16 protein-coding genes are annotated in these 15,125 nt (G+C 66.4%); 2 read left to right on the top strand and 14 right to left on the bottom strand.

Annotated elements, in window-relative coordinates; genetic code table 11:
* Positions 1–264 (bottom strand): protease pro-enzyme activation domain-containing protein (locus tag ACEN88_RS03025; RefSeq protein WP_413337336.1); only part of this gene is annotated, 264 nt, incomplete at its 3' end.
* A 166-nt stretch (positions 265–430) separates the two neighbouring features.
* Here ACEN88_RS03025 and ACEN88_RS03030 point away from each other — a divergent pair.
* Entirely contained in the window at positions 431–1,543 is a 1,113-nt protein-coding gene (locus ACEN88_RS03030) for a Gfo/Idh/MocA family protein (protein ID WP_413337337.1), read from the top strand.
* Between the two features lie 41 nt (positions 1,544–1,584).
* On the opposite strand, the gene ACEN88_RS03035 is transcribed toward ACEN88_RS03030, so the two are convergent.
* Positions 1,585–2,520 carry an SMP-30/gluconolactonase/LRE family protein gene (locus ACEN88_RS03035; RefSeq protein ID WP_413337338.1) on the bottom strand — a complete coding sequence of 312 codons (936 nt, stop codon included), beginning with the start codon at positions 2,518–2,520 and terminating at the stop codon, positions 1,585–1,587.
* A 44-nt stretch (positions 2,521–2,564) separates the two neighbouring features.
* Positions 2,565–4,694 (bottom strand): hypothetical protein, encoded by a 2,130-nt coding sequence (locus tag ACEN88_RS03040; RefSeq protein ID WP_413337339.1) that lies wholly within the window; start codon positions 4,692–4,694, stop codon positions 2,565–2,567.
* A 343-nt stretch (positions 4,695–5,037) separates the two neighbouring features.
* Between ACEN88_RS03040 and ACEN88_RS03045 the strand changes: the two genes are divergently transcribed.
* Positions 5,038–6,261 carry an acyltransferase family protein gene (locus ACEN88_RS03045; protein ID WP_413337340.1) on the top strand — a complete coding sequence of 408 codons (1,224 nt, stop codon included), beginning with the start codon at positions 5,038–5,040 and terminating at the stop codon, positions 6,259–6,261.
* A gap of 20 nt (positions 6,262–6,281) precedes the next feature.
* On the opposite strand, the gene ACEN88_RS03050 is transcribed toward ACEN88_RS03045, so the two are convergent.
* From ACEN88_RS03050 to ACEN88_RS03100, 11 genes are all read right to left on the bottom strand, one after another.
* The gene (locus ACEN88_RS03050; protein ID WP_413337341.1) at positions 6,282–6,845 is read right to left on the bottom strand and encodes a phasin family protein; all 564 of its coding nucleotides are present in this window, start codon (positions 6,843–6,845) and stop codon (positions 6,282–6,284) included.
* A 186-nt stretch (positions 6,846–7,031) separates the two neighbouring features.
* On the bottom strand, positions 7,032–8,945 hold the full coding sequence (locus ACEN88_RS03055) for an EAL domain-containing protein (RefSeq protein WP_413337342.1): 1,914 nt from the start codon (positions 8,943–8,945) through the stop codon (positions 7,032–7,034).
* An 84-nt stretch (positions 8,946–9,029) separates the two neighbouring features.
* Positions 9,030–9,932: an ion transporter gene (locus tag ACEN88_RS03060; RefSeq protein ID WP_413337343.1), complete on the bottom strand. Its 903-nt coding sequence runs from the start codon at positions 9,930–9,932 to the stop codon at positions 9,030–9,032.
* Positions 9,929–10,363 (bottom strand): VOC family protein, encoded by a 435-nt coding sequence (locus ACEN88_RS03065; protein ID WP_413337344.1) that lies wholly within the window; start codon positions 10,361–10,363, stop codon positions 9,929–9,931. Before ACEN88_RS03065 ends, ACEN88_RS03060 begins: the two co-directional genes overlap by 4 nt.
* Complete coding sequence (locus tag ACEN88_RS03070) at positions 10,353–10,907, bottom strand: NADPH-dependent FMN reductase (protein WP_413337345.1); 555 nt, start codon at positions 10,905–10,907, stop codon at positions 10,353–10,355. Before ACEN88_RS03070 ends, ACEN88_RS03065 begins: the two co-directional genes overlap by 11 nt.
* Positions 10,908–10,976: 69 nt before the next feature.
* On the bottom strand, positions 10,977–11,285 hold the full coding sequence (locus ACEN88_RS03075; protein ID WP_413337346.1) for a hypothetical protein: 309 nt from the start codon (positions 11,283–11,285) through the stop codon (positions 10,977–10,979).
* Positions 11,286–11,288: 3 nt separating this feature from the next.
* A complete protein-coding gene (locus ACEN88_RS03080; protein ID WP_413337347.1) occupies positions 11,289–12,500 on the bottom strand; it encodes an MFS transporter in 1,212 nt (403 codons plus the stop codon).
* 84 nt (positions 12,501–12,584) lie between these two features.
* Positions 12,585–13,097 (bottom strand): 2-C-methyl-D-erythritol 2,4-cyclodiphosphate synthase, encoded by a 513-nt coding sequence (gene ispF, locus ACEN88_RS03085; RefSeq protein WP_413337348.1) that lies wholly within the window; start codon positions 13,095–13,097, stop codon positions 12,585–12,587.
* 15 nt (positions 13,098–13,112) lie between these two features.
* Positions 13,113–13,817 carry a 2-C-methyl-D-erythritol 4-phosphate cytidylyltransferase gene (ispD, locus tag ACEN88_RS03090; RefSeq protein ID WP_413337349.1) on the bottom strand — a complete coding sequence of 235 codons (705 nt, stop codon included), beginning with the start codon at positions 13,815–13,817 and terminating at the stop codon, positions 13,113–13,115.
* A 10-nt stretch (positions 13,818–13,827) separates the two neighbouring features.
* Complete coding sequence (locus ACEN88_RS03095) at positions 13,828–14,520, bottom strand: hypothetical protein (protein ID WP_413337365.1); 693 nt, start codon at positions 14,518–14,520, stop codon at positions 13,828–13,830.
* A 10-nt stretch (positions 14,521–14,530) separates the two neighbouring features.
* Positions 14,531–15,088: an NUDIX domain-containing protein gene (locus ACEN88_RS03100; protein ID WP_413337350.1), complete on the bottom strand. Its 558-nt coding sequence runs from the start codon at positions 15,086–15,088 to the stop codon at positions 14,531–14,533.
* Positions 15,089–15,125 lie beyond the last annotated feature (37 nt).

Here is a 15,125-nt window from a genome sequence, read left to right on the forward strand (position 1 = left end):
CCGGCGTTCGACGACGACGAGCCCGGCGCGCTGCGCGAACGCGGCGACGGCGTCGAGGTCGGCATCGCTGGCGCCATGCTGCGCGGCGAATTCGGCGCGCGTGAGATAGCGCCGCTGCCCCGGTTTCGCGTCGAGCGAATGGGGTGCGAGCGGCGCGCGGCGGCGCACGAAGACGGTGACGTCGATGCGTTCGTCGTCCGGCGCCGGCCCGAGGGACCGCATGTCGGCACTGGTTGCGGGCACGCTGCCCTGGAGTTTGACCATGATTCACCTCGCTGGAAGATGGCCCGGCCGGTCCGGGCACCATCTGCCAGTGTGCGCGTCGGGGCGAGTTGATTATTGATTAGCGCCAATTGTGGGCGAGCCCGTGCATTCGTATTAAAATAAGAACGCGACTGTGAGCGCTAACATTCATAACAAAGGAGACGTGATGATCGACAGGAATCGGCGAGGTCTGGTCCTTGCCGCCGGCGGCGCGCTGGCGGCGGGCGCGGTGGGTGACATGGCATGGGCGGCCCCGCCCGATCGCAAGCTCGGCTATGCGATCGTCGGGCTGGGCTCCTATGGCCTGGGCATCATCATCCCGCAATTCAAGAACTGCAAGAACAGCAAGCTCGTCGCGCTGGTCAGCGGCGATGCCGCCAAGGCGAAGCGCGTGGCGCAGGAATACGGCGTCCCGGAAAAGAACCTCTACAACTACCAGAACTACGACGAGATCCGCAACAACCCGGACATCGACATCGTCTACGTCTGCCTGCCCGTCTCGATGCATGCCGAGTACACGATCCGCGCTGCCAAGGCCGGCAAGCACGTGCTGTGCGAAAAGCCGATGGCCGTGTCGTCGGCCGAATGCGAAGCGATGATCGCCGCGTGCCGCCAGGCGGGCAAGAAGCTGATGATCGGCTACCGCTGCCACTTCGAACCGTACAACCTGGAAGCGCGCCGCATCGCGCGCGCCGGCGAGATCGGCAAGCTGCGCTATTTCCGCTCGGAACACGGCTTCAACTTCCGCGATCCGAATGCATGGCGCCTGAAAAAGGCGCTGGCGGGCGGCGGCTCGATGATGGACATCGGCATCTACGCCCTCAACGCGGCGCGCTACATGACGGGCGAGGAACCGACCGCCGTCTATGCCCAGGAAACGACGGACCGCAAGGACCCGCGCTTCCGCGAGGTCGAGGACATGATCGGCTTCCAGCTGGAGTTCCCGTCCGGCGTGATCGGCTCATGCCAGTCGATGTACAGCGCCAACCAGAACCACATCCTGCTGGTGGGAGATAAAGGCCGCATCGAGATGGAACCGGCGACCGGCTACCAGGGCAACCGGATGTGGGTCGGCGGCAATGGCCGCGACAAGGAAGTCACGCCGCCGCCGGGTCCCGGCGCCACGCAATGGGCTGGCCAGCTGGACCACATGGCGCAATGCGTGCTGCAGAACCGCGAGCCGATCGTCGGAGGCGAGGAAGGCTTGCGCGACCTGCGCATCATCGAGGCGATCTACCAGTCGGCGCGCGAGCAGAAGCGCATCGTGCTGAAGGCCTGAAGCCATCACGTGCGCGTGCGACTGCACGCGCACCGCGTCTGTCAGTACGGCGATCCGGCGACGTCCAGCCGGATTTGCCACACGGCGCCGGCGCCCGTCAGGAACAGGGTCTTGCCGTCGGCGCCGCCGAACGCGGCATTCGTCACGTTGGCATCCGTGCGGATCGTCGCCAGCTGTTTCCCCTGCGGCGAGAACACGCGCACCCGCCTGGCCGGGTGCTCGGTCACGTAGATATTGCCGTGGCAATCGACGGCCATGCCGTCCGGGATGTCGAGCCCTTTGACGATGTCTTTCCCCTGCCCCGGCGCGCCGTTCACGATCGGGTGGGCGCGCAGGAAGCCGTCGCCCGCGTTCACGTACAGCACGTCGCCGGCCGGCGACAGCGCGACGCCGTTCGGATTCGGCCGGCTGCCGTCCACGAGCGTGATCTTGCCGTCCGTGCCCACGCGATAGACGCCCGTGACGGGCTGCCCGCCGGGCGCCGCCGCCTTCTGGAAATCCGGGTCCGTGAAATAGATCGTGCCATCTTTCGCGATGGCGATGTCGTTCGGCGAGTCGAACACCTGGCCGTTATATTCCCCGGCCAGTGTCGTGCGCTTGCCGTCCGCGATGGCATAGCGGGACAGCGCCTTGTACTTGTGCGTGGCCGCGACGAGGTCGCCGTGGGCATCGACGGCGAGGCCGTTGCTGCCGCTGTCCTCCACCACCGTCGTCACCGTGCCGTCCGCCGCCAGCTTGCGGATGCGCGACGGGAAGCCTGGTCCGAGGCTGAAATCGGAAAAATACAGCGCGTCCTTGATCCACACGGGGCCTTCGTACAGGCTGGCCTCGGTGCGCGACGGCTTGACGCTCGCGACGCGCTCCGCGCGCAGTTCGCCGGACGGTGCCGTGCCGCAGGCGGACGCGGCGTGGCTACTTGCCGCATACGACAGGGCCAGCAGGAGGCCAGGGAGGGCGAGGACGGTGCGCGCTTGCATGGAAAGCCTTTCGTTCGATGGTCGGAGAAATTGATTGTAGCGCGTCAATCGCCTTCCGTGTCCAACGCAATCTTGCGATCCTCCTTGTAGCGGCACAGGTCGATCCGCGGCGAGGCGTCCGCCCGGCACCAGCCCAGGCCCTGGCGCCGCCCTTCGCCATCGATGCCGCCGACGAACACGAGCTTGTCGGCCACCGGCCACTGGTACGCGCCGTAGTGCCATGTGCCGCGCAGGGGCGCGGCGTGGGCAGGCACGAACACGCCGTCGCCGTGCGCCTCGCCCTTCACGAACGTGGCTTCCAGCCGCCCTTCCTTCGTCACGAGGACCCCGGGACCGGATGGTACGGCATCCTCGACGCCGCCTTCGTACGAGACCATCTTGCCGCCGGCCGGGAAACTGATGCGCCCGGTGCCACGGGCCATGCCCGCCGCAAACGCTCCCTCGTACGCGACGCCCCGCTCGCTCGCCAGCTTGCCGTGTCCCGACGGCTGGCCCTGCACGAAGTCGCCTTCGTAATAACTGCCATCCGGACGCAGCCACTTGCCCTTCCCGTCCGGTTTGCCGCTGGTCACAGGGCCTTCGTAGACGGCGCCGCTCGCGTAGCGCAATCCCTTGCCGTCCGGCGTCGCACTGGACGCCATGTCGGCGACGAGTTCCAGGTTTTCCATCAACAACGCGTCGAGCGGATTCTTGCCCGCCGCATCGAACGCGACGGCGCTGCGGATGCTCTTGACCGCTTCCGGCAACTGCTTGTTGCGCAGGTAGAGGTGCGCCAGCGCGCGCAGACTGCCGGGCGTCGGTTCGTAGATGACGAGGGTGTCCAGGCCGGCGATACCTTCCTGTACCGGTCCGATGTCGGGTGCAAGCTTGTACACATGGCCCAGGGTAAAGTAGGCCAGCGGATTGGACGGGTCCGCCGTGATGGCGCGCCGGGCCAGGTCGCGCGCCTCTTTCAGCGGCGCTTCCCAGCCGGGCACGCAGGTATCGTGCATCGCGGCCGCCGCCATGTCCAGGCCTTCGGCGCGCGCGGCGAGCAGGTTTGCATCGTTCGGGTAGCGTTTCAGCAACGCATCCAGGCGCGCCATGCCGTCGTCGACGACGCGGCGATTGACGGCAAGGATGGTCGCCTTCGGATCGTCCGGGTGGAGCTTGAGATTCGTCTCGACCAGTTCCCGCATCATGTCGGCGTCGCGCTTCGCGAAGCGGGGCACCACGTCGGCCAGGACGGCGTAGGTCGCGGGACGGTCGAGCTTCGTGACCTTCACCTGGACTTGCGGCAGGTCGAGCCCATCCTTGCCGGTCGAGAATCCGCGGGCCATCATGCGGCGCTCCACGTAGCGCCGCATGTCGACATCGAGTTCCTCGTACGACTTCTTGAAAGCGATGCGTACGGCCTGGTCTTCGGACAGCCCCATGTTATGCAGGCGCAGGTAGTGCGCGAGTTGCCTGCGCAATTCGGGACTCGAATTGAAGTAGTGGATCGCGTACTTCGCGCAGGCATAAAAGCGGGCCATGTCGATCTTGCCGGCCCGCGTACTGTCGTCGTAAGAGAGTTTGTTCGTGTTGAACAGCCATTTGGTATCGAGATTGATCCGGCCCGTCCGGTCGGCCAGCCAGTCCTCGCGATGGCTGCCTTCCACCGGATGGCCGAACCATGCCATGCCGTCCTGGATGACCAGCGACGACCAGTACTCCGACATCCCTTCGTCGTACCAGCGCGGATACGCCGTCGTTTCGGGCGAATAGTGCAGGAGGAAATGGTGGTATTCATGCAGGATGATCGCGCGCGACACGTCGCTTGCCGCCGCCGACGTGACGTAATCCTCGATCCTTGCGACGGCCGCGTAACCAAGGCGCGACAACTGGAACACCCCGGCCATGTTCCGGGGCAGCCCCAGCGTCGCGAAGCTGCTCCGGCCCATCGCGACGATCGTCAGCGGCGGCCCGTCCAGCGATTGCGCACCGCGTACGCGGTTCGAGATGTATCGCAAGTTTTCCAGGTCGACGATCATGTGGCGCGCAACGTCTTCCGGCTGGTCGGTGACGACCCGGAAATTCGGGCTGTCGATTTCGATCCAGTTCTGGTCGACGAGATCGTTGATGTTGCCGGCTTGCGCCAGCGGCATCGCCAGGAACAGGATGGACAGGGCGCGGCCGAGGAGAGTGGTTTTCATGAGCGGGAACAGGAATTAAATGCTTGCAATACAGCATTCCATTCTAGAACGTATGTATGCGCTCAAACATCACCAATTATCTCAGCCATATTATTCCAAATTTGTATGATCGATATCTGAAAATCAAATTGGATTTATTTCTTATGCCCCCGCATACTCCGAACCGTCTCCTCTATCTTCCTCCAAGAAAATAGATTCAAGCCCGCCGCAAGCGGGCTTTTTTTTGGCATCCGTCCGGCCCGCCCCACCCGGCTCCCGCCTCGCCACAATCCGCTCGCATCGCGACCTGCGCCGATCTAGTCTGACGTCGTTAATTTCATCGACCAACCGACGACGATCCGCCATGAACACTCGCCATCTTCCGCGCCATCACTTCCTCGACTGGGTACGCATCATCGCCTTCTTCCTGCTGATCCTGTATCACGTGGGCATGTATTACGTGACGTGGGGCTGGCACGTGAAGAGCCCGCACGCCGGCACCACGCTCGAGCCTTTCATGATGCTGTCGTCGCCGTGGCGGCTGGCGCTGCTGTTCCTCGTGTCCGGCGTCGCGTCCAGCGTCATGCTGGCGAAGCTGCGGCCCCTCGCCTTCCTGCGCAAGCGCAGCTGGCGCCTGTTGATCCCCCTGCTGTTCGGCATGCTCGTCATCGTGCCGCCGCAGTCGTATCTCGAAGTCGTCGAGAAGCTCGGCTATGCGGGCAGCTACGCCGACTTCATGCGGCTGTACGTGCGCGGCTATCACGGCTTCTGCCAGGACGGCTGCCTGATCCTGCCGACCTGGAACCACCTGTGGTTCGTCGCCTACCTGTGGGCCTATACGGCCGTCCTCGGGCTCGTCGTGCTGGCCCTGGGTCCGCGCTTCGACCGTCTCGCCGCCCTGCTCGGCCGCGTGCTCGAGGGCTGGAAGATCATCGTGCTGCCGGCGGCCGTGCTGGCGCTGGTGCGCGTCCTGATGCTGAATCGTTTTCCCGTCACCCACGCGCTCGTGGACGACTGGACCAACCATGCGACGTATCTGCCGGTCTTCCTGCTTGGCGCCCTGATGGCGCGCGTTCCCGACTTCTGGTCCCGTGTCGCGGCGCTGCGCTGGACGTGTCTCGCGCTGGCCCTCGCCGGCTGGGCCCTCCTCATGCTGTGGATCGCGCTGGACAACGCCGGCGGCATCGACGGCACGCGCTGGGAACTGCTCGCGAAGCCGGTGCGCGCCAATTACGCGCTGCTGGCGTGGAGCGCGATCCTGGCGGCCTGCGGCTTTGCCCGGCGCCACCTGGACCGCGACGGCCCCGCCCGGCGTTACCTGACCGAGGCCGTGTTCCCCGTCTACATCCTGCACCAGACGCTGATCGTCGTCCTGGCCCATGCGTCGAAACCGCTGCACCTTGCGCCGGGCTTGGAAGCCGTGCTGCTCGTCGTGCTCGTGACGGTGCTCAGCTTCGCCGGCTTCGAGATCGTGCGCCGGGTGCCGTTGCTGCGTCCGCTGTTCGGGCTCGGGCCGCGCATCCGGACCGCGGCCCAGGCTGCACAGGACATCGTCGCGCCGCACCCGGTGGCCGGGCGCAGCGCGTAAGGTCCGGGAACTGCGCCGGGTCAGTGCGCGGCGGCCCGCTGGTCCTTGCTGCCCTGCTGCTGGCTCGGCGGCATTTGCTGCGTCTGGCCCGTGCTGCCCGATGCGTGCGGCTGGGCGGCACCGTTGCCCGGCCGGATGAATGGATCGCTGAACTGGCGCACGGTTTCCTGCTGGGCGCGCAGGCCACGCTCCGTCTGCTCGGTGGCGTCGCGCGCCACCTCGTCCGCCAGGGCGCGCGCGGTACGGGTGGTGTTCTGCACGTGCTGCTCCGTCACGCGGGCCAGCTCGACCTGGGAGTCGGCCGCCAGGCGCGCGATGTGCTGCTGGTAGGCGCGCAACTTTTCCGTCGTGGGCTGCGTCCGCGCCGTGGCGGCGCTCAGCAGCTCGGACTGGCGGTCGGCGCTCAGCACGTGCTTGCTGGCCAGGGTCGTTTCTTCCAGCATCGTCTGCATGAGCTGGATGTTCAGGTCGCACATTTGCTGGAATGAGCTGAACAGCGATTTCGACATGTCATTCAGGAACGCGGTCTGGGCGTCGATGTGGGTGCGCACCGCCGGGGCGATCGTTTGTGGAAATGGATACATGGTTGTGCCTCGCAAAGTTTTGGGTTGAACGAGCCGCAGCAGGCGCCGCGGCGCGAAGCTCACAGACTAAGGGCGCGAGGCTGATTACCTTTGATCTGGGCTAATCGTGCCGGGCTTGTCGGCCTGAAGTAGCGAATGTCGGTCCGATCTTTGCATCGGTCCAAGTTCCTGTACTCATGAGACAGACTAGCGCGCAATCGCACCCATCCTGGCGCCCCCGTTCGGCGTCAGGTTTTTCTGGTCGAGCAACCGCGTCATCACGTCCGCCGGCACCGGCTGGCTGTAGTAATAGCCCTGCGCGGCCAGGCAGCCGTGCGCCGTCAGGAAGGAGACGTGCTCGGGGCTGTCGACGCCTTCCGCGATCAGGTTCAGGTGCAGGCTGTGGGCCATCGCGATGATCGCCGTGACGATCGCGGCGTCGTGCGCCTGCTCGTTGATCCCGATGACGAACGAGCGGTCGATCTTGAGCGCGTGGATGGGGAAGTTCTGCAGGTAAGCGAGGCTGGAATAGCCGGTGCCGAAGTCGTCGATGGACAGTTGCACGCCCATGGCGCTCAGGCGGCGCATCACGTCGAGGTTGTCGTCGCTGGGCTGCATCGTCAGGCTTTCCGTCAGCTCGAGTTCGAGCGCGTCGGCGGGGACGCCCGTGTCGCGCAGCACCTGGGCCACGAACTCCGTCAGGTTGGCCTGGGTGAACTGGCGCGCCGAGAGGTTGACGGCGATCCGCATGTCCGGATAGCCGCCGTCGCGCCAGCGCCTCAGTTGTGCGCAGGCCTGGCGCAGCACCCATTCGCCGATCGGCACGATGATGCCGGTTTCTTCGGCGATGGCGATGAATTCCGCGCAGGAGCGGGCCGCCTTGCCGGGCGGCGTCCAGCGCAGCAGCGCTTCGGCCGAGAAGATCCGGCCGCTCTCCATGTCGACCTGCGGCTGGTAGTACACGGAAAACTCGTCGTGGGCGAGCGCCTGGCGCAGCTGGCTGGTCGCCGCCATGCGCCGCTTCGCCGCTTCGTGCAGGGCCGGCGTGAAGAACTGGTACGTGTTGCGGCCCTTCTGCTTGGCCTGGTACATGGCGGCATTGGCCGCGCGCAGCAGCGCGGACGCGTCGCTGCCGTCGGACGGAAACAGGCCCAGCCCGATGCTGGCGCTGACGTGCAGTTCGTGGTCTTCGACGTGGAATGGGCGGCTCAGGGTCTCGAGGATCTTGCCCGCCACGAGCGCGGCATCGTTGCTGCACCGCAGGGCCGCGAGGCAGATGCCGAACGCATTCCCGCCCAGGCAGCCGAGGCTGTCGCCCTCGCGCGTGCATTGCTGCAGGCGGGAGGCGACGGCCTGCAGCAGGCGGTCGCCGATCCGCTCGCCGAGGGAATCGTTGATGGTCTTGAAGTGGTCCAGGTCGATGTGCAGCTGCGCGACCATCTCGTCCTGATGGCGCCGCGCCTGGGCGATCGCCTGGTTGACCCGGTCTTCCAGCAGCAGGCGGTTGGGCAGCCCCGTCAGGGCATCGTGGTGCGCCATGTAGTCGATGCGCCGCTCCGCCTGGTTGTAGTCGGCGATCTTCTGTTCCAACCTGGCGTTGGTCCGGACCAGCTCCGCGGTGCGCTCGGCCACGCGCTGTTCGAGGAGATCATTGGCGGCCAGCAGCTCGGCTTCGGCGCGCCGCAGCTGCGCGTTCTGTTCGGCCAGGCGCTTCTGCGCGCTGCGCAGTGCCAGGTGGGTCGTGACGCGCGCCCACACTTCATCGATCTGGAATGGTTTGGTGACGTAGTCGACGCCGCCCGCCGCGAAGCCGGCGACCTTGTCGTGGGTCTCGGACAGCGCCGTCATGAAGATCACGGGGATGTCGCGCGTACGCGGGGACGCCTTGAGGCGCCGGCACGTCTCGAAACCGTCCATGCCGGGCATCATCACGTCGAGCAGGATCAGGTCCGGCTGCACGAATTCCGCGCGGGCCAGGCCCTCCTCGCCTTCTTGCGCGACCGCCACCCGGACCTGGCGCCCCTCGAGATACTCGACGAGGATGCCCACGTTGGCCGGCGTATCGTCGACAATCAGGACAGTCGGGGTGCCCACATCCTGGGGCGCGACAGAAGTCGTCATATCGGTTCCGTCAACTGGTCCATCGATTCGCGGGGACTTGCACTGTAATGACGATTCTATCCGATTCTAACATTAGAGCAACCCTCATTTTGCGCCAGCGTGGTGCGCCGGCAGCGCCGTCCCGCAATCCTTGCAGAACCGGGCGGTGGCGTCGTGGCCGCCGCTGCCGCACGCTGGACAATGCAGGGCCGCGCGCAACGGCCCCGTCCGCCGGTCGCCGCGGCGCAGCGTCATCTCGGCCGTCACGATTCCGGTCGGCACGGCGAGGATGCCCCACCCCATCAGCATCATGAACGAGGCGATCGCCTTGCCCAGGTTGGTGTGCGGCGTGATGTCGCCATACCCGACGGTCGTCATGGTGACGGTCGCCCAGTACATCGCGACGGGGATGCTCGTGTAGCCGTTCTTCGGTCCCTCGACGACGTACATGACGGTGCCGAGGATCAGGATCGCCATCAGCACGACGGACAGGAACACGAGGATCTTGCGCCGGCTGGCGGCGAGCGCTTCGCCCAGGCGCGTGTATTCCTCGATGTACAGGGTTAGCTTGAAGATGCGGAACACGCGCAGCAGGCGCAGGATGCGGATGTCGAGGAGCAGCTCCGTGCCCGGCATCAGCAACGAAAAATACGACGGCAGGACGGCCAGCAGGTCGATCACGCCGTAGAAGCCGCCGGCATAGCGCCACGGCCGCTGCACGCACACGAGGCGCGCCACGTATTCCACCGTGAACAGCGCGGTGAAGCCCCATTCGAACGCGTTCAGCAGGTCGGCGTGATCGCGATGCAGCCGCGGCACGCTGTCCAGCACGACGACGAGGATGCTGAGGAGGATGGCGCACACGAGGGCGATGTCGAAGCGCCGCCCGGCCGGGGTGTCGGCCTCGAAGATGACGTCGTACATGTGCCGCCGCCACCCGGGCGGCGGCTTGCCGTAGGCGACCGGCGCCTGCGGCACATACGGCGGTGCTTCATCATCCTGCCTCATGGCGCGGTGGGCGGTCCCTTCAGCTCGATCATGTTGCCCTCAGGGTCCGACAGGTAGATGGACGGGCCCTCTCCCTCGGCGCCGAAGCGCGACGCGGCCGGCCCCGCCTCGATGCCGTGCGCGGCCAGGTGGGCGCGGATCGCGTCTTCGTCGAATGGCTCGACACGGAAGCAGAAGTGATCGACGTTGCGCCCCTCCTTGCCGGGCGCCGCGCCGCCCGCCGCGCCCAGCTTGCCGGAGATCGGGATCAGGTCGACCATCGAACTGCCGGCGCGCAGCTGCACGAGGCCGATCTCGTCCTGGCGCCGCACTTCGCGGCAGCCCAGCACGTCGCCATAGAAGGCCAGCATGCGCGCGAGATCCACCACGCGCAGCACGATGTGATCGATTTCGCGGATCGCGATCGGACTTTTTACGGCATCAGTCGGCATGGCGCTCCACCCACGTCGCAAAACACTCCATGAACTGCTGCAGGAAGGTTTTCAGGCCCTCGTCCGTCAGCGTGTCGCCGTCGAACTTGCTCCCGACGCCGCCGAGGTACGCTTCCGGCGACTGCATGCACGGCATATTGAGGAAGACGAGGCACTGGCGCACGGCGTGGTTGGCGCCGAAGCCGCCCAGCGCGCCCGGCGAGTTGGACACGACCGCGCACGGCTTGCCCGTCCACGCGGCCTGGCCGTACGGGCGCGAGCCGACGTCGATGGCGTTCTTCAGGACCGCGGGCAGCGACCGGTTGTATTCCGGCGTGCAGAACAGGACGCCGTCGGCGTCGCGGATGCGGCCGCGGAACTCGGTCCAGGTGGCGGGCGGCGTGTCGGTCTCGTCATCCTGGTTGTACAGCGGCAGCCCGGAAATGTCGACGATCTCCAGCTCAAGCGTGGGCGGTGCGGCCAGCATCAGGCTCTTGGCCAGCTTGCGCGTAAACGATTCCTGGCGCAGGCTGCCGACGAGCACTGCGATCTTCCTTGTTGCCATGACGGTCCTTTCGGTCTTGATGGGTCGGATGATGCCCAGAGTGTAACGACTTTCGGCGGACCGTGCGGATCAGATACGCCGGCGCCGGTATTCATCCAGGAACGAGCGCACCTCGCGCGCCGTCAGCACGCGCACCGGATCGCCATGCCACGCATACAGGAACGGCGGCCCGCCCGCGCGGTCGGTCAGCTTGGCACGGATGAGGAACCGGGTGCCCGCCGGATAGCGCCCGGGGTCCGACAGCGTCCTTGCGCACTGCACGCGCATCGACGTCGCGTAGGCCTGCCCCGCCATCGGCTTGATGCGCAGCCGGCCAGTGCGCGGGTCCGGCACGGATTCGACCGCCACGTCGCGGTAGGCCCAGGGATCGCGTGCCATGCGTTATGCCGCCACGGCCGCGGGTGCCGGCTTCGCCTCGCGGATCGGCAGGTTGACGAGGGCGGCGGCCAGCGCCAGCGCGATGTCCGCGTACCACATCCACGAGTAGTCGCCGAAGTGCACGAATGCGAGGCCGCCCAGCCAGGCGCCGAAGAAGCCGCCGATCTGGTGCGACAGCAGCGTCAGGCCGAACAGGGTGGCGAGGTAGCGCATGCCGAACAGCTTGCCGACGAGGCCCGCCGTGGGCGGCACCGTCGCGAGCCATGTGAAGCCGAGGGCGGCGGCGAACAGGTAGAACGTCCACGCGGATTTCGGCGCCAGCAGGTAAGCCGCGATGATCACGGCGCGGCTGCCGTACGTGAACGCGAGCAGCCATTTCATGCGGTAGCGCTGGGCCAGCGCGCCCGCCGCCAGCGAGCCCGCGATGTTGAAGAGGCCGATGAGGCCAAGCGCCGTCGCCGAGACGCCCGCCGGCAGGCCGCACAGCGCGACCTCGCCCGGCAGATGGGTGACGAGGAAGGCGATGTGGAAGCCGCACGTGAAAAAGCCGGCGTGCAGGCAGAGATAACTGCGGTCGCGCATGGCATCGCGCACCTGCCGGCCGAGAGTGAGATCGCCATGGCCGACGACGGATTGCGCCGGCGGCTTGCCGCGCAGCGGCCACGCGAGCGGGATGGTGAGGAGGCTCGTCGCGGCCAGCGCCAGCATCGCCGTGATCCACCCGGTGGTCGCGATGAGGAACTGGACGAGCGGCGCGAACACGAACTGGCCGAACGAGCCGCCCGCGTTGATGAAACCGGACGCGAACGCGCGCCGCTCGGCCGGCAGGCGCTGCGCGGTGGCGCCGATGAGGATCGAGAAGCTGCCCGCGCCCGCCCCGCTCGCGGACAGGATGCCGAGGGTGACGAGCAGGCCCCATTGCGTGGACACGAACGGCGTGGCGGCAAGGCCGCCGGCCAGCAGCACCGCGCCCAGCACGATGACGGGCATGGAGCCGTATTTGTCGGCGACGGCGCCGAAGACGGGTTGCGACGCGCCCCACATGAACTGGCCGACGGCCATGGCAAAGCTGATCGACGCGATGCCGAGGCCCGTCGCCGTGTTCAGCGGCGACAGGAACAGGCCCGTCGTGAGACGCGCGGCCATCGTGATCATCAGGATGGCGCTGGCGGCCAGGATCAGCGTCCAGGCCGCACGTGGCGTGGTGGTGGTCATGTCGTCCCCGTTGTTATCGTCAGACCAACGATGTTACAACGGAAACAAAAAACGCGTTGGGTGGGCACCCGTGCCCACCCGACGTCACGTGGTGGCGCGGATCAGCAGCACGGTAGCCTGCGCCGCCATGCCTTCTTCGCGGCCGAGGAAACCGAGTTTTTCATTGGTCTTGGCCTTGATGTTCACCTGCTGCGGCGACGCGCCGATGTCCTCGGCGATGCGCGACACCATCTGCGGGATGTGCGGCGCCATCTTCGGCTGCTGCGCGATGATGGTCGCGTCCACGTTGCCGATGGTGTAGCCGGTGCCCAGCACGCGGTTGGCCGCTTCGCGCAGCAGCACGCGCGAGTCGGCGCCGGCGAACATCGGGTCGGTGTCCGGGAAATGCTTGCCGATGTCGCCGAGGCCGGCGGCGCCCAGCATGGCGTCGATGATGGCATGCAGCAGCACGTCGGCGTCCGAGTGGCCGAGCAGGCCCAGCCGGTGCGGGATGGTGACGCCGCCGACAATCAGTTTGCGCCCTTCGACGAGGGCGTGGCAGTCATAGCCGGTACCGATGCGGAACGGCGGGGTCGGGTTGTACGATGCGAGAGCCATGATGTTCTTTACACGCTATACGAATTCAGGTTGGGACACTGCCAGGTACATCTCGGCGATCCGGATATCGTCCGGCAATGTCACTTTGAGATTGCGGGGATGCCCTTCCACCAACTTGGGGCTCAAACCGAGGGCTTCAACCGCACTAGCATCATCGGTAATCGAATCCGGATCTTTAGCCGCCGCCAGCGCTTCGCGCAGCAATTCGTAGCGGAACATCTGCGGGGTCTGCGCGAGCCACAAGCCGTTGCGGGGCACGGTGCCGGCCGCTTCGCCGTCGATGCAGCGCTTGACCGTGTCGACGACCGGCAGCGCCAGCAGGCCGCCGGCCGGGTGGTCGCCCGTGCCCGTAATCAGTTTTTCGATCAGTTCGGCAGTCAGGCCGGGACGCGCGGCGTCGTGCACGAGCACCCAGTCGGCGGGCGACAGGGTGTTGGCGAGCACGGCCAGGCCGTTGCGTACGGATTCCATGCGGCTGGCGCCGCCGCAGCGCAGGACCGTCACGCCGTGGTTGGGCGCGACGGCGTCGATACAGGGGTCGTCCGGGCTCACGACGACGAACGTGTGTGCGATGAGCTCGCTGGACAGGAATGCGTCGAGCGTGTGCCTGAGCATGGGCTTGCCGCCGATTTTCAGGTACTGCTTGGGGCTCGTGGCCCCCATCCGGGCGCCGACGCCGGCGGCGGGAATGAGGGCGAAGTAACGTGGTGCTTGAGTCATGTTGTTCAATCTACGATCGGGAACGTCTTGTCGATCCAATAAGAGACTGTACCTCACCTTGGCAAACTTTGCTCAGACGCGCGTACTCCGCGGGACTGTCGATCGCGGCCTGCAATCGTTCGACACGTCCCATCTCGGCCTTAATGTACGGCATCCAGTTGCGGTCGATTTCGCGCTGGAGCAGCGTCCGCGACTCGCCGGCCCGCGCGTACAACGGTTTGCCGGCAAAACGGCCGCCGAGGCGTGCGCGCACCCGCTCTTCCACTTTCGGCAGATAGTCCAGGTAAGACTTGAGATGGCGCATTTCGTGCGCAAGTATCTCGTCATACGTACACGAGTCCGGTTCGAATTCACGGCTGACGTACACGACGATGGGCTGGTAGTACAAGGTCACCGCGATACGCGGCATCACGCATTCGGCCGCGCCGTCCGGCGCCGTGAGCAGGGTGCCGTCGACCTGGATCGCGACGCGCGACTCCGTGCGCGTGAGGCCCAGGACGTAGCCGTTGCGTACGCCGGGCCGTTTCATGCGCGTCAGGTCGCGGTAGGACACCGTGTTGTCGACGCGCCAGCCGCTCTCGCGCGTGGAGAACGTCGCGCCGGCATCCCGGGCCGCGGCTTCGCAGCTCGCCTCGAACGGCGTGCGCGCGGAGGCGAAGCCGCCCCAGGCGAGCAGCAGCAAGCCGAGCGCGGCCGGGCGCACAGGCTTCAAACTAAGCCGGCGTCCAGGTGCCGGCGGCGATCTTCTCCAGCCAGAACGTGCCGATCACGGTTTTCACGTCCGTGATGTCGCCCCGTTGCACCATCTCCAGCATCTCGGGAATGGTCGCCGTGAAGGTTTCGAGGAATTCACCGTCGTCCAGCTTCGCGTCGCCCGCCGTCAGGCCGCGCGCGAGGAACAGGTCGAGGTGCTCGTCCGAATACGCGATCGCGTTGTGGATCGTGCAGACGAAATGCCAGTCGGTGGCCGTGTAGCCCGTCTCTTCTTCCAGCTCGCGCTTGGCGCACGCGAGCGACTCTTCGCCCGGGTCGATCTTCCCGGCCGGGAATTCGATGAAGACCTGGTCGTTCGGATAGCGGAACTGGCGTTCGAGCAGCACGCGGCCGTCGTCGAACAGCGCGAGGATCACGACGGCGCCGGGATGGCGGATGTATTCGCGTTGCGTGATCTTGCCGTCGGGGAGTTTCACGCGGTCGCGCGAGACTTTGAGGAAGTTGCCGTCGTAGGCGATCGCGCCATCGACTTTGATTTCTTTGAGGTGGTCGTCCATGGAAGGCTCCGGTACATCGTTACTCTTGCACCGGCGC

It is taken from the genome of Massilia sp. CT11-108 (assembly GCF_047302915.1).
GTDB lineage: Bacteria > Pseudomonadota > Gammaproteobacteria > Burkholderiales > Burkholderiaceae_D > Telluria > Telluria orientalis.

Coding starts and splice junctions, on each gene's coding strand:
- ACEN88_RS03030 (WP_413337337.1), top strand. CDS start 431: ATGATCGACAGGAATCGGCGAGGTCTGGTCCTTGCCGCCGGCGGCGCG.
- ACEN88_RS03035 (WP_413337338.1), bottom strand. CDS start 2,520: ATGCAAGCGCGCACCGTCCTCGCCCTCCCTGGCCTCCTGCTGGCCCTG.
- ACEN88_RS03040 (WP_413337339.1), bottom strand. CDS start 4,694: ATGAAAACCACTCTCCTCGGCCGCGCCCTGTCCATCCTGTTCCTGGCG.
- ACEN88_RS03045 (WP_413337340.1), top strand. CDS start 5,038: ATGAACACTCGCCATCTTCCGCGCCATCACTTCCTCGACTGGGTACGC.
- ACEN88_RS03050 (WP_413337341.1), bottom strand. CDS start 6,845: ATGTATCCATTTCCACAAACGATCGCCCCGGCGGTGCGCACCCACATC.
- ACEN88_RS03055 (WP_413337342.1), bottom strand. CDS start 8,945: ATGACGACTTCTGTCGCGCCCCAGGATGTGGGCACCCCGACTGTCCTG.
- ACEN88_RS03060 (WP_413337343.1), bottom strand. CDS start 9,932: ATGAGGCAGGATGATGAAGCACCGCCGTATGTGCCGCAGGCGCCGGTC.
- ACEN88_RS03065 (WP_413337344.1), bottom strand. CDS start 10,363: ATGCCGACTGATGCCGTAAAAAGTCCGATCGCGATCCGCGAAATCGAT.
- ACEN88_RS03070 (WP_413337345.1), bottom strand. CDS start 10,907: ATGGCAACAAGGAAGATCGCAGTGCTCGTCGGCAGCCTGCGCCAGGAA.
- ACEN88_RS03075 (WP_413337346.1), bottom strand. CDS start 11,285: ATGGCACGCGATCCCTGGGCCTACCGCGACGTGGCGGTCGAATCCGTG.
- ACEN88_RS03080 (WP_413337347.1), bottom strand. CDS start 12,500: ATGACCACCACCACGCCACGTGCGGCCTGGACGCTGATCCTGGCCGCC.
- ispF (WP_413337348.1), bottom strand. CDS start 13,097: ATGGCTCTCGCATCGTACAACCCGACCCCGCCGTTCCGCATCGGTACC.
- ispD (WP_413337349.1), bottom strand. CDS start 13,817: ATGACTCAAGCACCACGTTACTTCGCCCTCATTCCCGCCGCCGGCGTC.
- ACEN88_RS03100 (WP_413337350.1), bottom strand. CDS start 15,088: ATGGACGACCACCTCAAAGAAATCAAAGTCGATGGCGCGATCGCCTAC.